Here is a 16,751-nt window from a genome sequence, read left to right as displayed (position 1 = left end):
TTTGGTCATCCTTTTGTTTTGCTGTATCGTTCTGCCGCGCGCACAAAGCGGCCCGGCAGGGGCGTGCCCGCCCAGTACAAATGCGGGAATCCCGCATAGAAATTTTCGTTTGCATAGCCGCATTCCCACTGCATTTTTTCGTTTTTGCAGGCCGTAAATGCAGTGCCGTTTGCGGTGGAATCCCAGTGGTGGAATTCGTGGATGGGCAGCGTTTCTCCGGCGCGGAACAGCATACTGTCCGCCTTGGCGGTCATTTCGGCATAGCCAAAGCGTACCAGCCTTCCCACCCGGATGCCATCGCCCGGCAGAACATCTGCCATGGGCCACACCTTACCGTCGGCATCCTCAAGGCTCCGGCCCAGATACAAAAAGCCGCCGCATTCGGCTGCTGTGGGCAGGCCCGCCTGCACGGCCTGCCGGATGGAAGCCAGCATGGTTTTGTTTTCACTCAGAGTTTTGGCGTGCAGCTCCGGGTAGCCGCCGGGCAGATACAGCCCGCCTATATTTTCCGGCAAAACCGCATCCTGCACCGGGCTGAAAAGCACAAGCTCCGCCCCGGCATCCCGCAGTGCGTCCAGCGTTTCGGCATAGGTAAAGCAGAACGCCTCGTCCTTTGCCACCGCAATGCGGACGGATGTGGGTGCAGCTGCTCCCGGCAAAGCTTCCGGCGCAGGCTTTTCGGTCAGCACGGCAAGGCGCTGCCAATCCAGCACCAGTGCATCGGCCAGCAGGGCGATCTTTTCCTGCAGGTCGGCAATTTCATCTGCAGTCTTCAGGCCGAGGTGTCGGCTTTCTACCGCTGCCTGCGGCAAATGGGGCAGATAGCCCAGCACCGGCAGGCCGGTCTCCCTTTCCAGCAGGGTCTTGAGCATTTTATACAGCTTTTCGGAACAATCATTGAGCAGGATGCCCGAAACATGGCTGTTTTTGCGGAAGTTCATAAGGCCCTGAATTTGCGCGGCCAGCGTCACGCTGGCACCCTTGGGCTGTACCACCAGCAGCACCGGCAGGCCCAGCGTATCCGCCAGTTCCCAAGCGCTGGCACGGGTGGTCAGGCCCTGACCATCATAAAAGCCCATAGCGCCCTCGCACACGGCGGCACCATGCCCGGCGGCATAGCGGGCAAAAATGGCCCGCACCATATCCCTGTTGGAAAGAAACAGATCCAGATTGTGGCTGTCCACCTGCAGAGCCGAGCGGTGGAACATGGGGTCGATGTAGTCCGGCCCGCTTTTGAACGCACAGGGGTCGGCCCCGCGCTTTTTCAGCGCCGCCAGCACTGCGCAGGCAACCGTGGTCTTGCCGCTGCCGGACCGGGGCGCGGCGATGAGGAATTGCATCATTTGCGTGTACCCGTAATGAGGAAGATGGGGTTATTGGCCATGAGCAGGTGCAGTCGGCCCGCCGGTTTTGTGCGGCTGACGGCGATCTGCGTTACCTCTGCGGTCAGGCCCCGGGCCGTGAGGGCGGCAATGGCAGCGCCCAGCGTTTCCAGCGCAATGGCCGAAATGCAGATGCGTGCGTTCGGATTCTTGCCGAGCACTTCATCCAGCACGGCTTCCATGCCGCCTTTGGTGCCGCCGATGAACACGGCATCCGGTGCAGGCAGGTCTGCCAGAACATCCGGTGCGCGGCCCTCGATGAGGATGAGGTTGCAAGCATGGAACTTTGCCCGGTTTTTACGGATCAGTTCACAGGCATCCGGTTCACACTCCACGGCGTAAACGCGGCCTTTGGGTGCCGCCAGCGCAAGCTCCACGCTCACACTGCCGGTGCCTGCGCCCACATCCCACAGAGTGTCGGTGGGCATTACCGCCAGCTTTGCCAGCGCAGCAGCGCGCACCTCCTGCTTGGTCATGGGCACCTCGCTCCGGATGAAGCTTTCGTCCGGGAAGCCCGGCGCACGCAGCTGCGGCAGATCAAAGTTTTCCACCAGAAGCACGCTGAGTGGTGCAAAGCTCTGCCCCGCCAGCTCTGCAGCAGAGCCGTAGCGGATGGCTTCCGCCTCGGTGCCAAGGTTTTCGCCCACCACGCCGTGGGCTTCGCCCATACCGGCATCGGTCAGCTTCTGGCACAGAGAGGCGGGCGTTTCAGTGCCGCCGGTGAGGAAGAACACCGAACGGTTCATCATGCACTCGGCCACCGGGTCGCAGGCGCAGCCATGGGCCGAAACCAGCTTCCAGTCCTGCCACGGTCGGCCCAGCGCCGCTGAAAGCAGCTGGATGCTGGAAACGCCCGGATACACCCGCGCGGGGATGCCCAGCGCCCGCAGCGGCGTGAGCAGACCGGACGCACCGGAGTAAAATCCGGTATCGCCGCTGTAAAGCACGGCAGCATCCTGCCCGGGGTTTTGTGCCAGTGTTTCCAGAATGTCAGCGGGCTGGTAGAGCGCGAACTGCCGGGCCGTGCAGTCTGCAGGCAGGCCCGCCAGCAGCCGCTTTGCACCGAACACAAGGCCCGCGCTGCGCACAGCCTGCTGCGCCTGCGCCGAAAGGGCTTCCCATTTTCCGCTGCCCATGCCGATCAGTGTGACCATTGCAAAATCTCCTTGCAATACGCTAAAATTTGTGTTTCCGTCTCGCCAGTTTCCGGCGGGCGGCGCAGCACCACCAGCTGTGCGCCGGTATCGGCAGCGGCCTGCACCTTCTCGGCAAAGCCGCCCGCTGCGCCGCCGTCCTTGGTGACGAGGTACCGGATCTGGAACTGTGTTATCAACGCCTTATTCAGCGCCAGACTGAACGGCCCCTGCATGGCAATGATGTTCCGGTGCGGGACATTGGCCGCTTCACAGGCGGCAATGCCCTCCGTCGTGGGCAGGACGCGCGGGTAAAGCCGCGCCGGTTCCAGCCCGGCAAACACAGCCAGCTCCTTGGCACCGGTGGCAAGCAGGATATTGCCCTCTGTCCCTGCCAGATATTCTGCAGCCTGCGCTGCTGTTTCAAACACCGCACAGCCGGGCGGCAAGGGGCTTTGCGCACGCAGCAGGCGGCGGTATTCCACGCCCGCCTGCACCGCTGCAGCGCGGATGTTCCTGGTGGCATCCACTGCATAAGGGTGGGTGGCATCCACGCAGAGATCAGCTCCCGCCAGCAATGCCGCCATGGCATCCGGCTGCAGCCGCCCGGCGTGCACCGTGATGCCCGCCATTTCGCCCTGCTCCTCGGCACCCAGCGGCGTTGCCACGCACACCGTTACCGCAGCGCCAAGCTCTGCCAGCTTTTTGGAAAAGCGACGGCCCTCGGTGGTGCCGCTGAACACGACCGCCTTCACTTACGATACCCCCGCGGCGTGACCATCCGGCCCGAAAGGGCGCGGGTATTGCTGTTGCCGATATACACGGTGGTGAACATATCCACCGGCGTGTTTTCCAGCTCGGCCAGCGTCAGCACCCGGGCGCTCTGGCCTTCGCGGCCAATGTTGCGCACAAGGCCGCAGACGGTATCATCCGCCTTGCCGTTTGCGCGCAGGATGCGCACTGCCTTTTGCAGGTAGTCCGGCCTGCCCTTGGAGGAAGGATTATAGAGTGCAGCACAGAAATCTCCCTGCGCTGCGCAGGCCAGCCGCTTTTCGATGACCTCCCACGGGGTAAGCCGGTCGGAAAGGGAGATCACGCAGAAATCGTGGGCCAGCGGCGCGCCCAGCACAGCCCCACCGCTGAGGGCGGCCGTAAGGCCGGGCACTACTTCTACGGCAACGTCCGGGTAATCCTGCGCCAGTTCCAGCACAGGGCTGGCCATGCCGTAAACGCCTGCGTCGCCGCTGCACACCATCACCACGCGCCTGCCGGTATCCGCCTTTTCCAGCGCCCAGCGGCAGCGGTCGATCTCCTGCGTCATGCCGGTGGAATAATACTCCTCACATGGGAACTCCGGCTCGATCAGGTCAAGATAAAGTTTATAGCCGCAGATGGCATCTGCGTGTTCCAGAACGGTCTGGGCTTCCTGCGTCAGGTAGTAAACATCTCCGGGGCCAATGCCCACCACGTAGACTACCTTTTCCGGTTCGTCGATCTCAAATTCCATCGGGTCAAACATTCTGCCACCTCCAGTCCGGGGCATAGGGCCGCACGGCCAGCGCAAAGGTCACGCCGGTATGGGCATATTTGTGAAAAACGAGTGTCCCGCCTGCGGCCAGCACTGCCGACCGTTCACAGACATTGTCCACGCCGGTAACGCTCTGCACAAAGGCCGAAGGCGTAAAGCTGCCGGGGGCGGCACGCAGCTGTTCCGCTGTGAAAAACTGCACCGGCCAGCTGTGGCTCTTACAGAAGGTCAGCAGGCCCGCCTCGTTTTGTTTTAAGTCGATGCTTGCCGCCGCCGTGATGCATTGCGGCGCAAGGCGGTTCTGGGCACAGAAAGCTGCAAAGGCTTCGGCCAGCGTTTCGGCGCTGGTGCCGCGTTTGCAGCCCACGCCCAGCACGCCGATGCGCGGCACCAGATGCAGTGCATTCCCCGCCGGGCAGAGGGTGAGGGCAAAGTCCGGGTCATCTCCCGCCGCGATCCCATCAGGCGGTGCACCCGCAATGGGCCAGTCGGATGCAAACTGCACCGTTTTGCCCGCCAGCAGTGCACCGCTGACAAGCTTGATGCGCTCCGGCTCCAGCACGGTGCAGTTCTGGTGCTTTGCCCACTCGTCCACCGCAAACACACCGTTTGCGTCGGTGGCTGTGGTGATCACCGGCACCGCGCCGCACACAGCGGCAAGCGCCCGGGCAAGGTCGTTGGCACCGCCCAGGTGGCCTGAAAGGATGGGCACGGCAAAGCGGCCGCACTCGTCCAGCACCACAACGGCAGGGTCCTGTGCCTTGCTTTGGCAGTGGGGCGCAATGGCCCGCACCGCAATGCCCACAGCACCTACAAAAACAAGGGCATCGCTCCCGGCAAACTGGCGGGCCGTCCAATCGGCAAGGTGCACCTGCCCGGCTTCATGGCCGCAGCGGGTCACACTGCCGGGATATGCCGCCGCCAGTTTTTGGGCCAGTGCAAGGCCCTTTGCCGTAAAGGCCAGATAGGCGCGGGTCACTGGTCTGTCCCCTTGCGGAACTCGGTGGTAAAGGCCGGGTCGTAGAGCTTGCTGCGCTCATAATTCCGGCCCAGAAAGCCGCCTGCCACGATGAGCGCCGTTTTGGTGATGCCCGCTGCATGAACGCTTTCCGCCAGCGTACCTACGGTGCAGCGCACCGTTTTTTCTTCCGGCCATGTGGCCTTATACACCACCGCTGCCGGGGTATCCGGCGTATAGGCACCGCCTGCCAGAAGCGCCTGCTGTACTTTGTCCACAAGGCCGATGGATAGGAAAATGACCATCGTTGCCCCGTGGGCGGCAAGGCTTGCCAGCTTTTCTTTTTCCGGCACCGGGGTGCGGCCCTCCATGCGGGTGATGATGACGGTCTGGCTCACGGTGGGCAGCGTGTACTCGGCATTCAGTGCCGCCGCTGCACCGCAGAAGCTGGAAACACCGGGGGTATCATCGTAGGGAATGCCCTCGGCATCCAGCACATCCATCTGCTCCCGGATGGCACCGTAAAGGCAGGGGTCGCCGGTGTGCAGGCGCACGGTGATCTTACCCGCAGCTTCCATCTGCCGCATCACATCCAGCACCTGCTCCAGCGTCATTTCAGCGCTGTTATAAATGGCGCAGTCTGTCTTTGCAAGGCCCAGCAGGGCCGGGTTCACCAGACTGCCCGCATAGATGATGCAGTCGGCTTTCTGAAGCAGGGCCGCGCCCCGCCGGGTGATGAGGTCCGGTGCGCCGGGGCCTGCACCAACAAAATGTACCATAACGTTACTCCTTTACCAAAACGGTGGCAAAATAACCGGCCTGTTCCTGCGGCCGCTCAAGGGAAAGATCCGGGTAGACCCGCTCGTCCGGCAGACCGCAGTTGCACACAAGTGCGCTTTTTTTCAGCTTATCTGCCTGCTGCAGGGTATCCAATAAGACAGGCAATTGCCTGCCGGCTTTCATCAATACCTTGGTGCCGGGCATTTCAAGCACGCGGTCTGTCCAGCCGCCGGGCGCAATGGTAAGCGGCGTATCCATGCCGCCGGTCAGCGGCACATTCAGCCGCGCCGCCGCCGCACAAAAGCTGGGCACGCCTGCCGCCATGACGGTGGCATAACCCCCGGCCTGCAAGATCTCCTGCAGGTAACCAAAGGTGGCATAGATGGAAACATCACCGATGTTCAGCATGGCGACGTCCTGCCCGGCATCCAGATACTGCCGCACCGCGGCGGCGGCTTTTTCGTGCGAAGCCGCCAGCGCAGCCGGGTCACGGCTCATGGCAAAGTACAGCGGGACGATGGTCTTGCCGTCCAGCGCTTCTCCCAGCGCACTGCGGGCGATGTCCAGCGCCAGCATCTGGCCGGAAGCAGTCTGCGGCGCGGCCAGCACCGGGCACTGCCGGATGAGCCGCACAGCCTGCAGCGTCATCAGCTCCGGGTCGCCGGGGCCGACGCTGACACCGTAAAATGTACCTTTCAGTTCTGCCATTCCTGCATCAGCTCCTTTGCCGTTTTTGTCTCGCCCAGCGGGCCGTGCTGGTTGGAGAACAGCACCGCGCCCACCCGGAACGCCCCGCCTGCCCGTCGGTCCAGATGCATCTGGATGGCAGCAAGGATGTTTTCCAGCACCGGTGCACGCAGCTGTGCGCCGTCCAGAATGTCAAGGCAGGCATCGGTGGTGGCGGCATCCATCAGGGCGGCGCACACCTCATGCGCGGCACCGCACAGCGCCGCATGGGCGCAAAACACTTCAGCGCGGCCATCCGCCGTGTGGGAGTGGGTGTTCATGACCCCTGCCGCCAGCTTGCAGAGCTTGCCCACATGGCCTACCAGAAGCACTTCCTCAAATTTGGCCGTGGCGGCCATATCCAGCGTATCTCCGATGAAGTTGGAGGTCTTGACCACCGGGAACCGCTCGAACTGCGGCAGAGCGCCGGCCAGATAATCCAGCCCGTAGTTGCCGGGGGCCAGCACCAGCCGCCGGGGGCCGGGGGCATTTTTTGCGCGCAGTGCGGCCTGATTCATTTCCAGCTGGATGGTATCCAGAATGGCCTGCTGGCTCATGGGCTCCACGATGCCGCTGGTGCCCAGAATGGAAAGCCCGCCCTCCACCCCGATGTGCGGGTTGAAGGTGCGCTTTGCCGTCTCGGCACCGCCCTCGATGGAAATGGTCACTGCAAAGCCGCCGGTGTAGGCAGCATTTTCAGCTTCCCGTTCCAGCGCCTCGGCAATCATCTGGCGGGGCACATGGTTGATAGCGGCTTCGCCTACGGGCTGGTCAAGGCCGGGCTTCGTCACCCGGCCCACCCCCTCGCCGCCAAGGATGCGCACGCCGGGGGCATCCGGTTCCAGCACCACCGATGCAATCACCGGCAGGCCCGTGGTCACGTCCACATCGTCGCCGCCGTCCTTGCGGATGGCACATGCGGCACCTGTGTCCGTGCTGCGGCAGTAAATGGGTGCCACCTCCACCACAATGCCCTTGGGCGTGCGCAGAGCCACCGTTTCCGGTTCGCGGCCGGTCAGCAGCAGACGCGCCGCCCCGGCAGCCCCCAGCGCGGCACAGGTGCCGGTGGTATAGCCGCAGCGCAGCAGCTTCTGCCCGCTGCGGACGTAATGCTCAAACTGAGGTTTTCCGGCGGGTGCCTTTTCGGCTTCCGGCTCCGGTGTGCCGAACAGAGCCGTGTACTGCTGTTCGGTCAGGCCGTACAGGGCGCGGATGTTCTCCGGCTGAAACGCCTGTTCCGGGGTCAGCACGCCGGAAACACCTGCGGGCGAAACGCACACCACCGTGTCCGCTATTTTTTCGGCCAATTCCAGCTCGTGCAGGCTCAGGATCACCGCCAGCCGACCGGTATGGGCCAGCTCCTTTAAAATGGTGAGCAGCTCGATCTTGCCCTTGATATCCAGAAAAGAGGTCGGCTCGTCCAGCAGGATCACTTCCGGCTGCTGGCACAGTGCCCGGGCCAGCAGGATGCGCTGGCGCTGGCCGTCGCTGATGCGGTTAAAATCCCGGTCTGCAAGGTGTACCGCGCCCACCAGCTCCAAAGCTCTGTGCACCTGCTGCCTGTCCTCAGCAGACAAAATGCCCAGCCGTCCGGTGTAGGGATAGCGCCCCGCCGAAACAAAATCAAAGCAGGTGGTCAGTTCCATCCGGCGGCTGTGGGGAGCCATTAGAGCCAGCTTCTGCGCCCGCTGGGTACCGGTATAGGCAGTAAGATCCTTCCCCGCCAGAAGCACTGTGCCGCCCATGGGGGCAAGCTGGCCCGCCAGTGTGCGCAGTAAGGTGGATTTGCCTGCGCCGTTGGGGCCAATGAGAGTCAGGATCTGGCCCGGCTGCACCCCGAGGCAAATATTCGAGAGCAGCGGTGTCTTGCCGTAGCCGATGGCAAGCTCCCGCGCAGTGCAAAGTGCTTTTTCGTTCATCATGCGCCCTCCCGCTCTGAATTGCGCCGCACCAGCAGCCAGATGACCACCGGTGCGCCGAACACGGCCGTGACCGAGCTGATGGACAGCTCCGTGGGCGCGAACAGACTGCGGGCCAGCAGGTCGCAGAACAGGCAGAAAGCCGCACCGCCCAAACAGCACCCCGGCAGCACATACAGCGGCTTTGCGCTGCCCAGCAGCTGCTTGACAAGGTGCGGCACCGCGATGCCTACAAAGGAGATCGGCCCCGCAAAGGCGGTGACGCAGGCCGCCAGCAGGCTGGATAGCAGCACCAGCGCTGCCGAGAAAGGCTTGACATTCACGCCCACGCTGCGGGCATATGCTTCGCCCATCTGGTAGGCGGCCATGGGCTTGGAAAGCAGAAAGGATGCCGCCAGTGCAGGCAGCACCACCAGTGCCGCAGCCTGCACATTGGCCCATGTCACGCCGGAAAAGCTGCCCTGCGACCAGTTGTGCAGATTGACGATGTTGGAATCCTGTGCAAAGGCCACCACGATATCGGTGATGGCGGAGCAGATATAGCCGATCATCACACCGCAGATGACCAGAATGCTCATGCGCTGCACCCGCCGGGCCACCGCCAGCACAAAGGCCATGGCAGCCATGGCACCCGCAAAGGCAGCCGCGATCATCGTGGCCGAGCTGGTCAGCATCCCGCGGTCCAGAAACACCACCATGGTCAGGGCCACCGCCAGCTTTGCGCCGCTGGAAACGCCCATAACAAATGGCCCGGCAATGGGGTTTGCAAAAAAGGTCTGCAGAAGGTATCCCGCTGCGCTGAGGGCTGCCCCCAGCAGCACCGCCATGACCGCGCGGGGCAGGCGCAGCTGCAGGATGATGTTCCCCGCAAGCGCATCGCCGCCCTTGCCCAGCAGCGCCGTCAGCACCGCACCCGGTGCAAGGGACACGCTGCCCCAGAACAGGTTCAGCGCAAAGAGCACCGCCACGGCTGCCGCAAGGGAAATATAGGCGGCTGCAAGGCGTCTGGTACGGGTCATAGGCTTTCCTTTCTGTAAAATTTCCCTTCTTTAATCCACATGGGTGATAAATTTCAGTTCACTGGCGGCAGGTGTGCCCTTGGTAAACACCCGGTTCATGTCCACGATCAGGTCTGCCAGCTCCATGCTCTGCTGGAACAGGCTCTGGGTGGTGCACCACACCTGCCCTTCCTTCACCGCTTTGAATTCGTTCAGCAGCGGGAAACGCTCGGTCAGCTGGCTCACCGATGCGATCATGCCCTCGATGGCGCTGTTGTAGATGAGCACATCGGCATCCTTTGCACCTGCATAGAAGTCCTCAAGCGGCAGGTTCATGGTAGCAAGGCTGTTGCCATTGTCCGTCAGATCCGCAAAGACATAGCTGCCGCCTGCCATTTCGATCATGCGGGCCACATAGTCACTGCCCTTGCGCACAGTGGCAAGGTTGTTGGTGGTCAGCGAGAAGAAGGCACAGCTTTTTCCCGTGGGTTCCTGCGAAAGGATGGGCTGAACGGCTGTCTCCTGCGCGGAAAACACCTGCTCGGCCTGTTCTTCCCTGCCCAGCAGGATGCCGTAAAGCTTGATCCACTCCATGCGGGCCAGCGGGTCGCTCTCGTAGCTGGAACGCTCCACCAGCACCGGGATGCCAAAGTGCTCCAGCTGTTCCTTTACCTCCGGCGTGTGCAGGATCATGGTATTTTCAATGGCAAGGCGGCAGTCTGCCGCCAGGATCTGCTCGTAATCCGGGGCGCTATACTTGCCTGCATACGCGATTTTTCCCTCTTCCATGGCCTGCTGCACCGCGGGCAGATACCAGCCCTCGGCCTTGGTGCCGGAAAAGGCCACGCTGTCCAGTGCGTCCAGATGTAAAAGCAGATCCATCACCGAGGTGGAGACCAGATAAATATTCTCCACCGGCTGGCGCAGCACAGTCACATCAGCAGGCAGACCGTCCACCTCCGCAGCATCTTCCGGCACAACAAGGAACCGTGCATCTGACTCCGCGATGGTCAGCATGGTATAGCCGCCCTCATAGCAGTCCGCTGTGAACTGCTGCGCATAGTCCAGCTGGTAATGATGGGAGAAAACAAGACTTTCCGTATTGGCAGGTTGAGTCTTGCTGCCGCAGCCGGTCAGCGTCAGCGCCGCAGCGGGGATCAGTTTCAGAAATTGCTTTCGGGTGATCTTCATAGGGAACTCCTTCCGTCACGGCTTACGCCGCGCCATCTCCCTCATAGAGGGAGGCTTTGGCAGTACGGTAAAGTTTATCTTTTTGCCAAAGAAGGTGACTGGAGGAGTCACTTCAGACTTGCAGAATCAAAGGTCAGCGTGTACTCGATCTCGTGAGGAGTGCTCATGGCCACGGTGTCGGCGGTGACATCCAGTGCAGTGTCCAGCGCGGCAACGGGGATCTCAAAGGTGGAATTTCCCTCAGTGTTGGTGGGCAGATACTTCTCGCCATCCATGAGCATATAGTCGTAGTTGGGGCTGCTCCACACGATGGTAGCGGTCATTTTGCCGTCTGCCACGGTCAGGGCTGCGGGGCTCTCCACGGTGGCACGGCCAGAGCCGCCTTCCAGCGTCACATCGCAGGTGTAGGTACCGTCGGCGGGAGCTGCGGTACCAGCCTGTTGGACCGCATTGCGCACGCTGACGACATGGTCGTACCACTTGCCCTTGGTGCCCAGAATGGCAAGGTCAAAGTCCGTATCCACAGCAGTGACCGGGATGTCAAAGCCGTACACCTCCTCCGAGGTGCCGTCGGAATAGGTGACGGTATCTGTGGTGGGCTGCAGCCAGTCGGCCTCGTGGTCGGCGGCATCGGAAGCCTTGCCCAGATACAGGTTGACGATATGGGTGGAAGCAAGGCTGACATGGAAGGTCATCTGGCCGTTCTCCACGGTCAGGGTGCCCTTGCCGTCGCAGGCTTCGTTGGCGTGGAACATGCTGCTGTCGGTGTCAAACTCGGCGGTATACACACCATCCGGCAAAGCGGCGGTCTCAGCAGCAGAAGAAGCCACAGAGGATGCCGCCTCGGAAGAAGCAGCACTGGAAGCTGCAGAAGATGCCGTGGAAGAAGCGCCGCAGCCCACCAGCAGACTCAGTGCCAGAGAAGCAGCGACAACACAGGAAAAGACGCGTTTCATAGGAAATACCTCTACATTATAAAAAATCAGCTTTTATTATACCATTGTTCGGATAAAAAATGAACCCTCTCCACCGGATGCCGCAAAGCGGCCGCGAGACGGAGAGGGTTCTTGAAGATCAACCGTTCAGAGAATCGATCGCCGCCTTGGTGTGGGCGACATACAGCTTCTGGACATCCTCGATCCCGCCCAGACCAGCGATCTGGCAGTCGATGCTGTCGAAAGCACCGGAAGCCTTGAACTGGCTCAGCCAGGAGTCGGCATCCTCACCGGCCATATCGTTGTTGGCGTGATCGCCGGCAACCACCATCAGCGGGCGCAGGATGACCTTGGTGTAGCCCGCAGCCTTAACAGCCTCGATCACGTTCTCGCAGGCAGTCTCTTCCGGCTTGCCCTCAACGGTGCCAATGAACACATTGTCGTAGCCCAGAGTCTGCATAGTGGTCTGCATCTGGCTGTAGCTCACCTTTGCGGTGTGAGAGGTGCCGTGGCCCATAAAGACAAAGGCGACCTTGTCCGCAGCAGCGGCATCCAGACTGTCGTAGCCGGCTTCCTTCACGGCAGCAGCGGTGACAGCCTTGGCAACGTCTTCCTTATCCTGATTGATGATGGTGGCATCGGAACCGACCTCGCCCAGCAGGGGCTCAGCCACAGCGACAGATTCAAACTTGTCGCGGTAGGTGTCGATCATTTCCATCATCTCGTCGTACTCAGCACCGTGCATCAGGTGGGTGGGCTGAACGACCAGATTCTTCACGCCGTTTTCCACAGCGCGGTCCATGGCCTGCTGCATGTTGTCGATCTTTTCGCCATCACGAGCCTGCACATGGTTGATGATGATCTGTGCGGTGAATGCGCGGCGCACAGACCAATCCGGGTATGCGGCCTGCAGGGCATCCTCGATACCCTTGATGTCCTTCACGCGGCTGTCGTTGAAGGAGGTGCCGAAGGAGACCACCAGCAGCTCGTTGTCGCCAATGTCGTCCTGATTGCGGGCATCGTCCTTGGAGGCATCGCCGGTGTCACGGCCAAAGTAGTCGGGGTCGGCGTTCTCACCTTCCACCAGTTCCTTCTGGGTGTCGGTCAGGGCATCCCATGCAGCCTTGGCGGCTTCGCACTGGGCATCGGTATCCTCATTGCGCTCCTGCACATAGATGGCATCTATCAGGTCTGCCACATTCTTTGCTGCCATTTCGTCAGCCTCCTCGCTGCTCGCTTCGCTGGAAGCGGAAGACGCAGCGGTGCTGGATGCAGTGCTGGAAGCAGCCCCGCCGCAGCCGGTGAGCACGCCGACGCACAGAGCCAGAGCCGTAACAGCTGCGGCCAGCTTTTTGGTTTCGATCTTTCTCATTGTTCTTGTCCTTTCCTGCTGGATAAATTGCGGTTTGAACCAAACAAAGGGTACAGGAAAGAGAGATGAAAAAAGAGGCCCTTCTGTCCTGCGGATGGCATGACAAAAAGACCTCTGTTGTTTCAGGGCTTTTTGGTACAACCAATTCCTCGTGATCTGGGGTTTGCACCCCCGTACCAACAGCAGGCAGGTTTCCTGACTGAAAGATCGCCGCCCGTCATCTCCTTCCCAGAGCAAAAGCTCCAGTGGCTGGTGCAAAGCACCCTGATGCGGACTCCCTTATCACAGTGACGAGATCGTGCGGGATCTGCACCCGCTTCCCTTTTACCCTTTCCGCCGTGCAGTGCATCGGCAAAAGGCACCTGCTGTTTTTCTGTTCAGTTCGTCCGGCATTATATCACAAAACTGCGCAGAATGCAATAAAAAACGGCATCCTGCCTTTTTATAAGGAAGGATGCCGTTTGGAGATCGAGCCAAATGCGGAGCTTACTGGAGCGCACGGATCGCATTGATGGTGATTTTGTACTGGCAGGTCACGCTGTCAAACAGCTCCTTGGTACCTTCCAGTGTGCCTGTTCGCAGCACCTCGGTCAAATCGTAGGTGGGCTGATACAGGTTGGTAAAGCCCAGGTTCTGGCACACGCCCTTGAGCGTGTGTGCCGCACGGAATGCTTCTTTCACATTTTCTTCCTTCAATGCCTGCTCCAGTTTCGGATAGCTGTCGTCGTTCAAAAACATCAGCGCAAATCTGCAGATCATGCCTTCGTTGTAAAGCCGCTTGAGCACGTCCTCATAATTTGCGCCCATCTGTCTATAACATTCCTGAATCGTCATGGTTTGTCGCTATGCCTTTCCTTTTCTACTTATCCCGCCTGATTTGCCACAGAGTGACAAAAGCACCATCCATTTTGTTGCACTTTGTTACGTTTTTAATATATCACGCCTTACTGTGTTTTTCAATGCAGAGATAAAAAAGTCTTGCACTTTTCACATATTGTCCCGAGTTTTTCTTGCAATTTTCCTATCAATTTCTTCCGGCTGGCTTTTTTCTCCGACTTTGCCGTGCCTGCGTGGCTGCAGGGCTTTTCCCGCCTTTGCTCAGCCGTTTCTCTGCACGGAAAATGCATTTGAAGAAAAACGTAAAAAACAGTTGACAAAAGCCTTCCTTCATGATAAAATAAGCAAGTCGTCCGGCGAAGGACACAAAAAGTGAATATGGGCGTGTTCCCGAGTGGCCAATGGGGACAGACTGTAAATCTGCTGCTTTCAGCTTCGGTGGTTCGAATCCACCCGCGCCCACCAAACAAGAAAAATCCGAACCTGTTTCCGATTGGAGAAGGGTTCGGATTTTTCGTTTTCTTCGGGTATAACAATGAAGGCTCCCGTGGACGGCGTAAAACTCCGATACCTTGTCATAGACCATAAGCTGATAACAAGATTTGGAGGATGCGATTATGAAGTACGATGAAAGAGCCTGCAAATTCAACATGGACACCGGGTGCGTGGAACTTCTGCTCCGGGACGGGAGAAAAATCTCCATTGACTGCACAGGGGTTGAGGATGCGTTGGATGTGACCATGGCACAGCAGACCGAATTGGACTACCTTATCTATAATGACCCGCTGGGCTATGCCGATTTGATCCTGAACGGCGACCCGGAGGAATATTTGAAGAATATAACCGGGAGCCATGGGCTAGAAGATTAAGGACAAAAAAATAAAAGGTGTGCCCAGCTGGACACACCTCGGCGAGATACATCTATGTAATGCAGGGCGTTCCCTTTACCGGGAGCGTCCTGCTGTTTTTATGCGGCAACAGGCAAGGCTTGTAGTGCTTCCTGCTCTTTCAGCCATTCCTCATATTCACGCTGGCCTTCCTCACTGTTGAAAAACTCAACCATGGAGGGATAAAAGCAACGCGCAAGGGTCTTGATTGCTTCATCCGGGTAGCCGGATTTGTTCGACTTCTTCTTTTTGTTCAAATGGTATCCTCCGAAAATCAAAGTTCCATATCCTGCCCACGCTTGCGGCTTCGCTGCGGCACATTCATGGTGCGCTCCTGCTTGGGAGCAAGAATCTTTTCCAGAAAACCGCGCACCAGTTCAGGAGCACGGTGGAGAGCATCCAGATAGGGCTTTACATCGTACCACAGGTCGTGGTACTTGTTACTCCAACGAACGGCCTCCTTCTTGGCGGTGGAAAGTTCTTCTTTCAAGCGGCGGTTCTCCACGTCCATCATATAGCCGTGGTCGGCTTGCTTTTTCAGCTTGGAAAATTCTTCTTCGGTCAGCGAGTAGTTACCGAGAATGGTGCGCTTGCCGATATAATCCAGATCGCGCGCATGAATGAGGGCTTCTTTCGTGAGCGTGGCCTTTTTCTGCACAGCGGCAAGTTCCTTCTCCTTTTTGGAGAGGGTCTGACTGGTTTTGGCAAGCGACTGCGCCTTTTGGTCGGCTTGGGCGGTCAGGCTGTCCAGACGTTCCTGCTCCCGCTGGACTTTGAACTGGGTGACGGTCAGGTGTTCTTCGGTGCTGCCGCGCTCACCGCGCTCTACATCCGTGTACCCGGCATTGCGCATATAGTTGAAGAAATCGTCTTGCAGGACACTGTACGACTTCTTCAGGACTGGCTTGCCGTTTTTTTGCAGCACAGGCTTTCCGGCATCGTCCAGCAGGGGCTTGGATGCCCACTTCTTGCTCCGGCTGACCTGCATGACAGTCTCCTTGACGGTGCCGACCAGTGCCTTGTCCTTGCAGCGTTTCGACCACAGGATCTGCTTTTCGACCACCGGGACATAGACCACATGAAGATGATAATGGTAGACTTCTCGCCCCAGAGCTTCGGTCATGGCGCGATTGATCTCGTCGGCGTGCATGACGGCGGAGAGGATATACTGCTCACCGCCCACGATCTGGACCGCGGCTTTGTAGGCATCCGCATAGAACTGCTTGGCGAACTCGTAGCCGCCGTGATTATCGAAATAGGCAGAGTTGACATCGAAGATAAGCTCGCAGTAGTGGGTGGCATCTGATTTCAGACCACGGGTGGAAATGGTGCCGCTGGCCTCCATCCGGGCGAACAGGTCGGTGTAGCTGGCAGTGGGTTTCTTGAAATGGACGTTCCATTCGGCGCGGTGGGGGATAATGTCGGGGTTTCGATAGCTGTCCTTTTCGCGCTCATTGTGCTGCTGGGTGTTGCCAACAGCTTTGTCCGAAACGGCGAGATTTCGGACGCTTGTGCGGTCGATGCCATCGTTTCTTGCCAGAGGGCATTCCTCCTTTCAAGGTTCAGAGGAAGGTGACGGGGGACGGAGATGCACTTCCACGGAAGTGTAATAACCCACTATGACACTTTCATCCCTATGGGCTGCAAAGTGTAGTGGGCTCTTCGAGGACTCTCCGAGGGGGAACGTCTCCTGCGGGAGAGTTAATCAAGTTCACGTTTGCGAAGCAATGAAAGCCCCAGTGGGGCTTTTAAGTGACCGAACGGTCTTGCGCCAGTAAGATGGAGGGACCTCGCCCCGACAAGTTCGCACAATGCGAACTTGATTGCTCCGTACGCATCTGAAAAAAAGCGTACGGAGTTCAAATAACCCGTACGGTTCGTACGGTGTACGAGCAGATAAAATACGGACGATAAAACGCTTGATTTTTTCAAAGCGCGCCGTACAGGTGCGTACAAGTACAGACCGTACAGGTTGTACGAACTTATTCCGTGAAAAAATGCACTTTTTACGGGCAGGGGTGGACAAGCGGTTCGATGCCTACAAAACCCCGCACTCTGCGGCCACTGGGCGAAGCGATATTATGTACTGCACCAGAGACCCCAAA

Annotated in this window: 16 protein-coding genes, 1 tRNA gene and 1 riboswitch; of the genes, 2 read left to right on the top strand and 15 right to left on the bottom strand. The window is 59.3% G+C overall.

Annotated elements, in window-relative coordinates; genetic code table 11:
- Positions 1–5: 5 nt before the first annotated feature.
- From DXA66_RS11140 to DXA66_RS11080, 13 genes are all read right to left on the bottom strand, one after another.
- On the bottom strand, positions 6–1,343 hold the full coding sequence (locus DXA66_RS11140) for a cobyrinate a,c-diamide synthase (protein WP_118528963.1): 1,338 nt from the start codon (positions 1,341–1,343) through the stop codon (positions 6–8).
- Complete coding sequence (gene cbiE / locus DXA66_RS11135) at positions 1,340–2,536, bottom strand: precorrin-6y C5,15-methyltransferase (decarboxylating) subunit CbiE (RefSeq protein ID WP_118528961.1); 1,197 nt, start codon at positions 2,534–2,536, stop codon at positions 1,340–1,342. The genes DXA66_RS11140 and cbiE overlap by 4 nt, the downstream gene beginning before the upstream one ends.
- Positions 2,524–3,270, bottom strand: a complete 747-nt coding sequence (gene cobK / locus DXA66_RS11130) for a precorrin-6A reductase (RefSeq protein ID WP_118528959.1) — start codon at positions 3,268–3,270, stop codon at positions 2,524–2,526. Before cobK ends, cbiE begins: the two co-directional genes overlap by 13 nt.
- Positions 3,267–4,034 (bottom strand): precorrin-3B C(17)-methyltransferase, encoded by a 768-nt coding sequence (gene cobJ / locus DXA66_RS11125; protein WP_118528957.1) that lies wholly within the window; start codon positions 4,032–4,034, stop codon positions 3,267–3,269. Before cobJ ends, cobK begins: the two co-directional genes overlap by 4 nt.
- Positions 4,027–5,022, bottom strand: coding sequence for a cobalt-precorrin 5A hydrolase (locus tag DXA66_RS11120; protein ID WP_118528955.1), 996 nt, complete (start codon positions 5,020–5,022; stop codon positions 4,027–4,029). The genes cobJ and DXA66_RS11120 overlap by 8 nt, the downstream gene beginning before the upstream one ends.
- Entirely contained in the window at positions 5,019–5,780 is a 762-nt protein-coding gene (gene cobM, locus DXA66_RS11115; protein WP_118528953.1) for a precorrin-4 C(11)-methyltransferase, read from the bottom strand. Before cobM ends, DXA66_RS11120 begins: the two co-directional genes overlap by 4 nt.
- A gap of 4 nt (positions 5,781–5,784) precedes the next feature.
- A complete protein-coding gene (gene cobI / locus DXA66_RS11110; protein WP_118528951.1) occupies positions 5,785–6,489 on the bottom strand; it encodes a precorrin-2 C(20)-methyltransferase in 705 nt (234 codons plus the stop codon).
- Positions 6,477–8,429, bottom strand: a complete 1,953-nt coding sequence (gene cbiD / locus DXA66_RS11105; RefSeq protein ID WP_118528949.1) for a cobalt-precorrin-5B (C(1))-methyltransferase CbiD — start codon at positions 8,427–8,429, stop codon at positions 6,477–6,479. The genes cobI and cbiD overlap by 13 nt, the downstream gene beginning before the upstream one ends.
- Positions 8,426–9,445, bottom strand: coding sequence for an iron ABC transporter permease (locus tag DXA66_RS11100; protein WP_118528947.1), 1,020 nt, complete (start codon positions 9,443–9,445; stop codon positions 8,426–8,428). The genes cbiD and DXA66_RS11100 overlap by 4 nt, the downstream gene beginning before the upstream one ends.
- Positions 9,446–9,475: 30 nt before the next feature.
- Positions 9,476–10,615, bottom strand: a complete 1,140-nt coding sequence (locus DXA66_RS11095; protein ID WP_118528945.1) for an ABC transporter substrate-binding protein — start codon at positions 10,613–10,615, stop codon at positions 9,476–9,478.
- A gap of 107 nt (positions 10,616–10,722) precedes the next feature.
- A complete protein-coding gene (locus DXA66_RS11090) occupies positions 10,723–11,571 on the bottom strand; it encodes an iron transporter (RefSeq protein WP_118528943.1) in 849 nt (282 codons plus the stop codon).
- A gap of 118 nt (positions 11,572–11,689) precedes the next feature.
- Complete coding sequence (locus tag DXA66_RS11085; RefSeq protein ID WP_118528941.1) at positions 11,690–12,922, bottom strand: sirohydrochlorin cobaltochelatase; 1,233 nt, start codon at positions 12,920–12,922, stop codon at positions 11,690–11,692.
- A gap of 167 nt (positions 12,923–13,089) precedes the next feature.
- Positions 13,090–13,303: riboswitch (cobalamin riboswitch) on the bottom strand.
- A gap of 105 nt (positions 13,304–13,408) precedes the next feature.
- Positions 13,409–13,729, bottom strand: coding sequence for an Hpt domain-containing protein (locus DXA66_RS11080; RefSeq protein ID WP_347562880.1), 321 nt, complete (start codon positions 13,727–13,729; stop codon positions 13,409–13,411).
- A gap of 410 nt (positions 13,730–14,139) precedes the next feature.
- On the opposite strand from DXA66_RS11080, the gene DXA66_RS11075 reads away from it, so the two are divergent.
- Together DXA66_RS11075 and DXA66_RS11070 are read left to right on the top strand one after the other, a co-directional pair.
- Positions 14,140–14,224, top strand: a tRNA-Tyr gene (locus tag DXA66_RS11075).
- Between the two features lie 152 nt (positions 14,225–14,376).
- Entirely contained in the window at positions 14,377–14,628 is a 252-nt protein-coding gene (locus tag DXA66_RS11070; protein ID WP_118528937.1) for a DUF6061 family protein, read from the top strand.
- A 98-nt stretch (positions 14,629–14,726) separates the two neighbouring features.
- Here the strand turns inward: DXA66_RS11070 and DXA66_RS11065 are convergent, their stop codons facing one another.
- Together DXA66_RS11065 and DXA66_RS11060 are read right to left on the bottom strand one after the other, a co-directional pair.
- Entirely contained in the window at positions 14,727–14,903 is a 177-nt protein-coding gene (locus tag DXA66_RS11065; RefSeq protein ID WP_223387700.1) for a hypothetical protein, read from the bottom strand.
- Between the two features lie 17 nt (positions 14,904–14,920).
- Positions 14,921–16,186 (bottom strand): plasmid recombination protein, encoded by a 1,266-nt coding sequence (locus tag DXA66_RS11060; protein ID WP_118528935.1) that lies wholly within the window; start codon positions 16,184–16,186, stop codon positions 14,921–14,923.
- Positions 16,187–16,751: the final 565 nt, after the last annotated feature.

The sequence above is a fragment of the Faecalibacterium sp. OF03-6AC genome (assembly GCF_003478175.1).
Classification (GTDB): Bacteria; Bacillota; Clostridia; order Oscillospirales; family Ruminococcaceae; genus Faecalibacterium; species Faecalibacterium taiwanense.
This window is presented reverse-complemented; position numbering and strand designations above follow the sequence as displayed.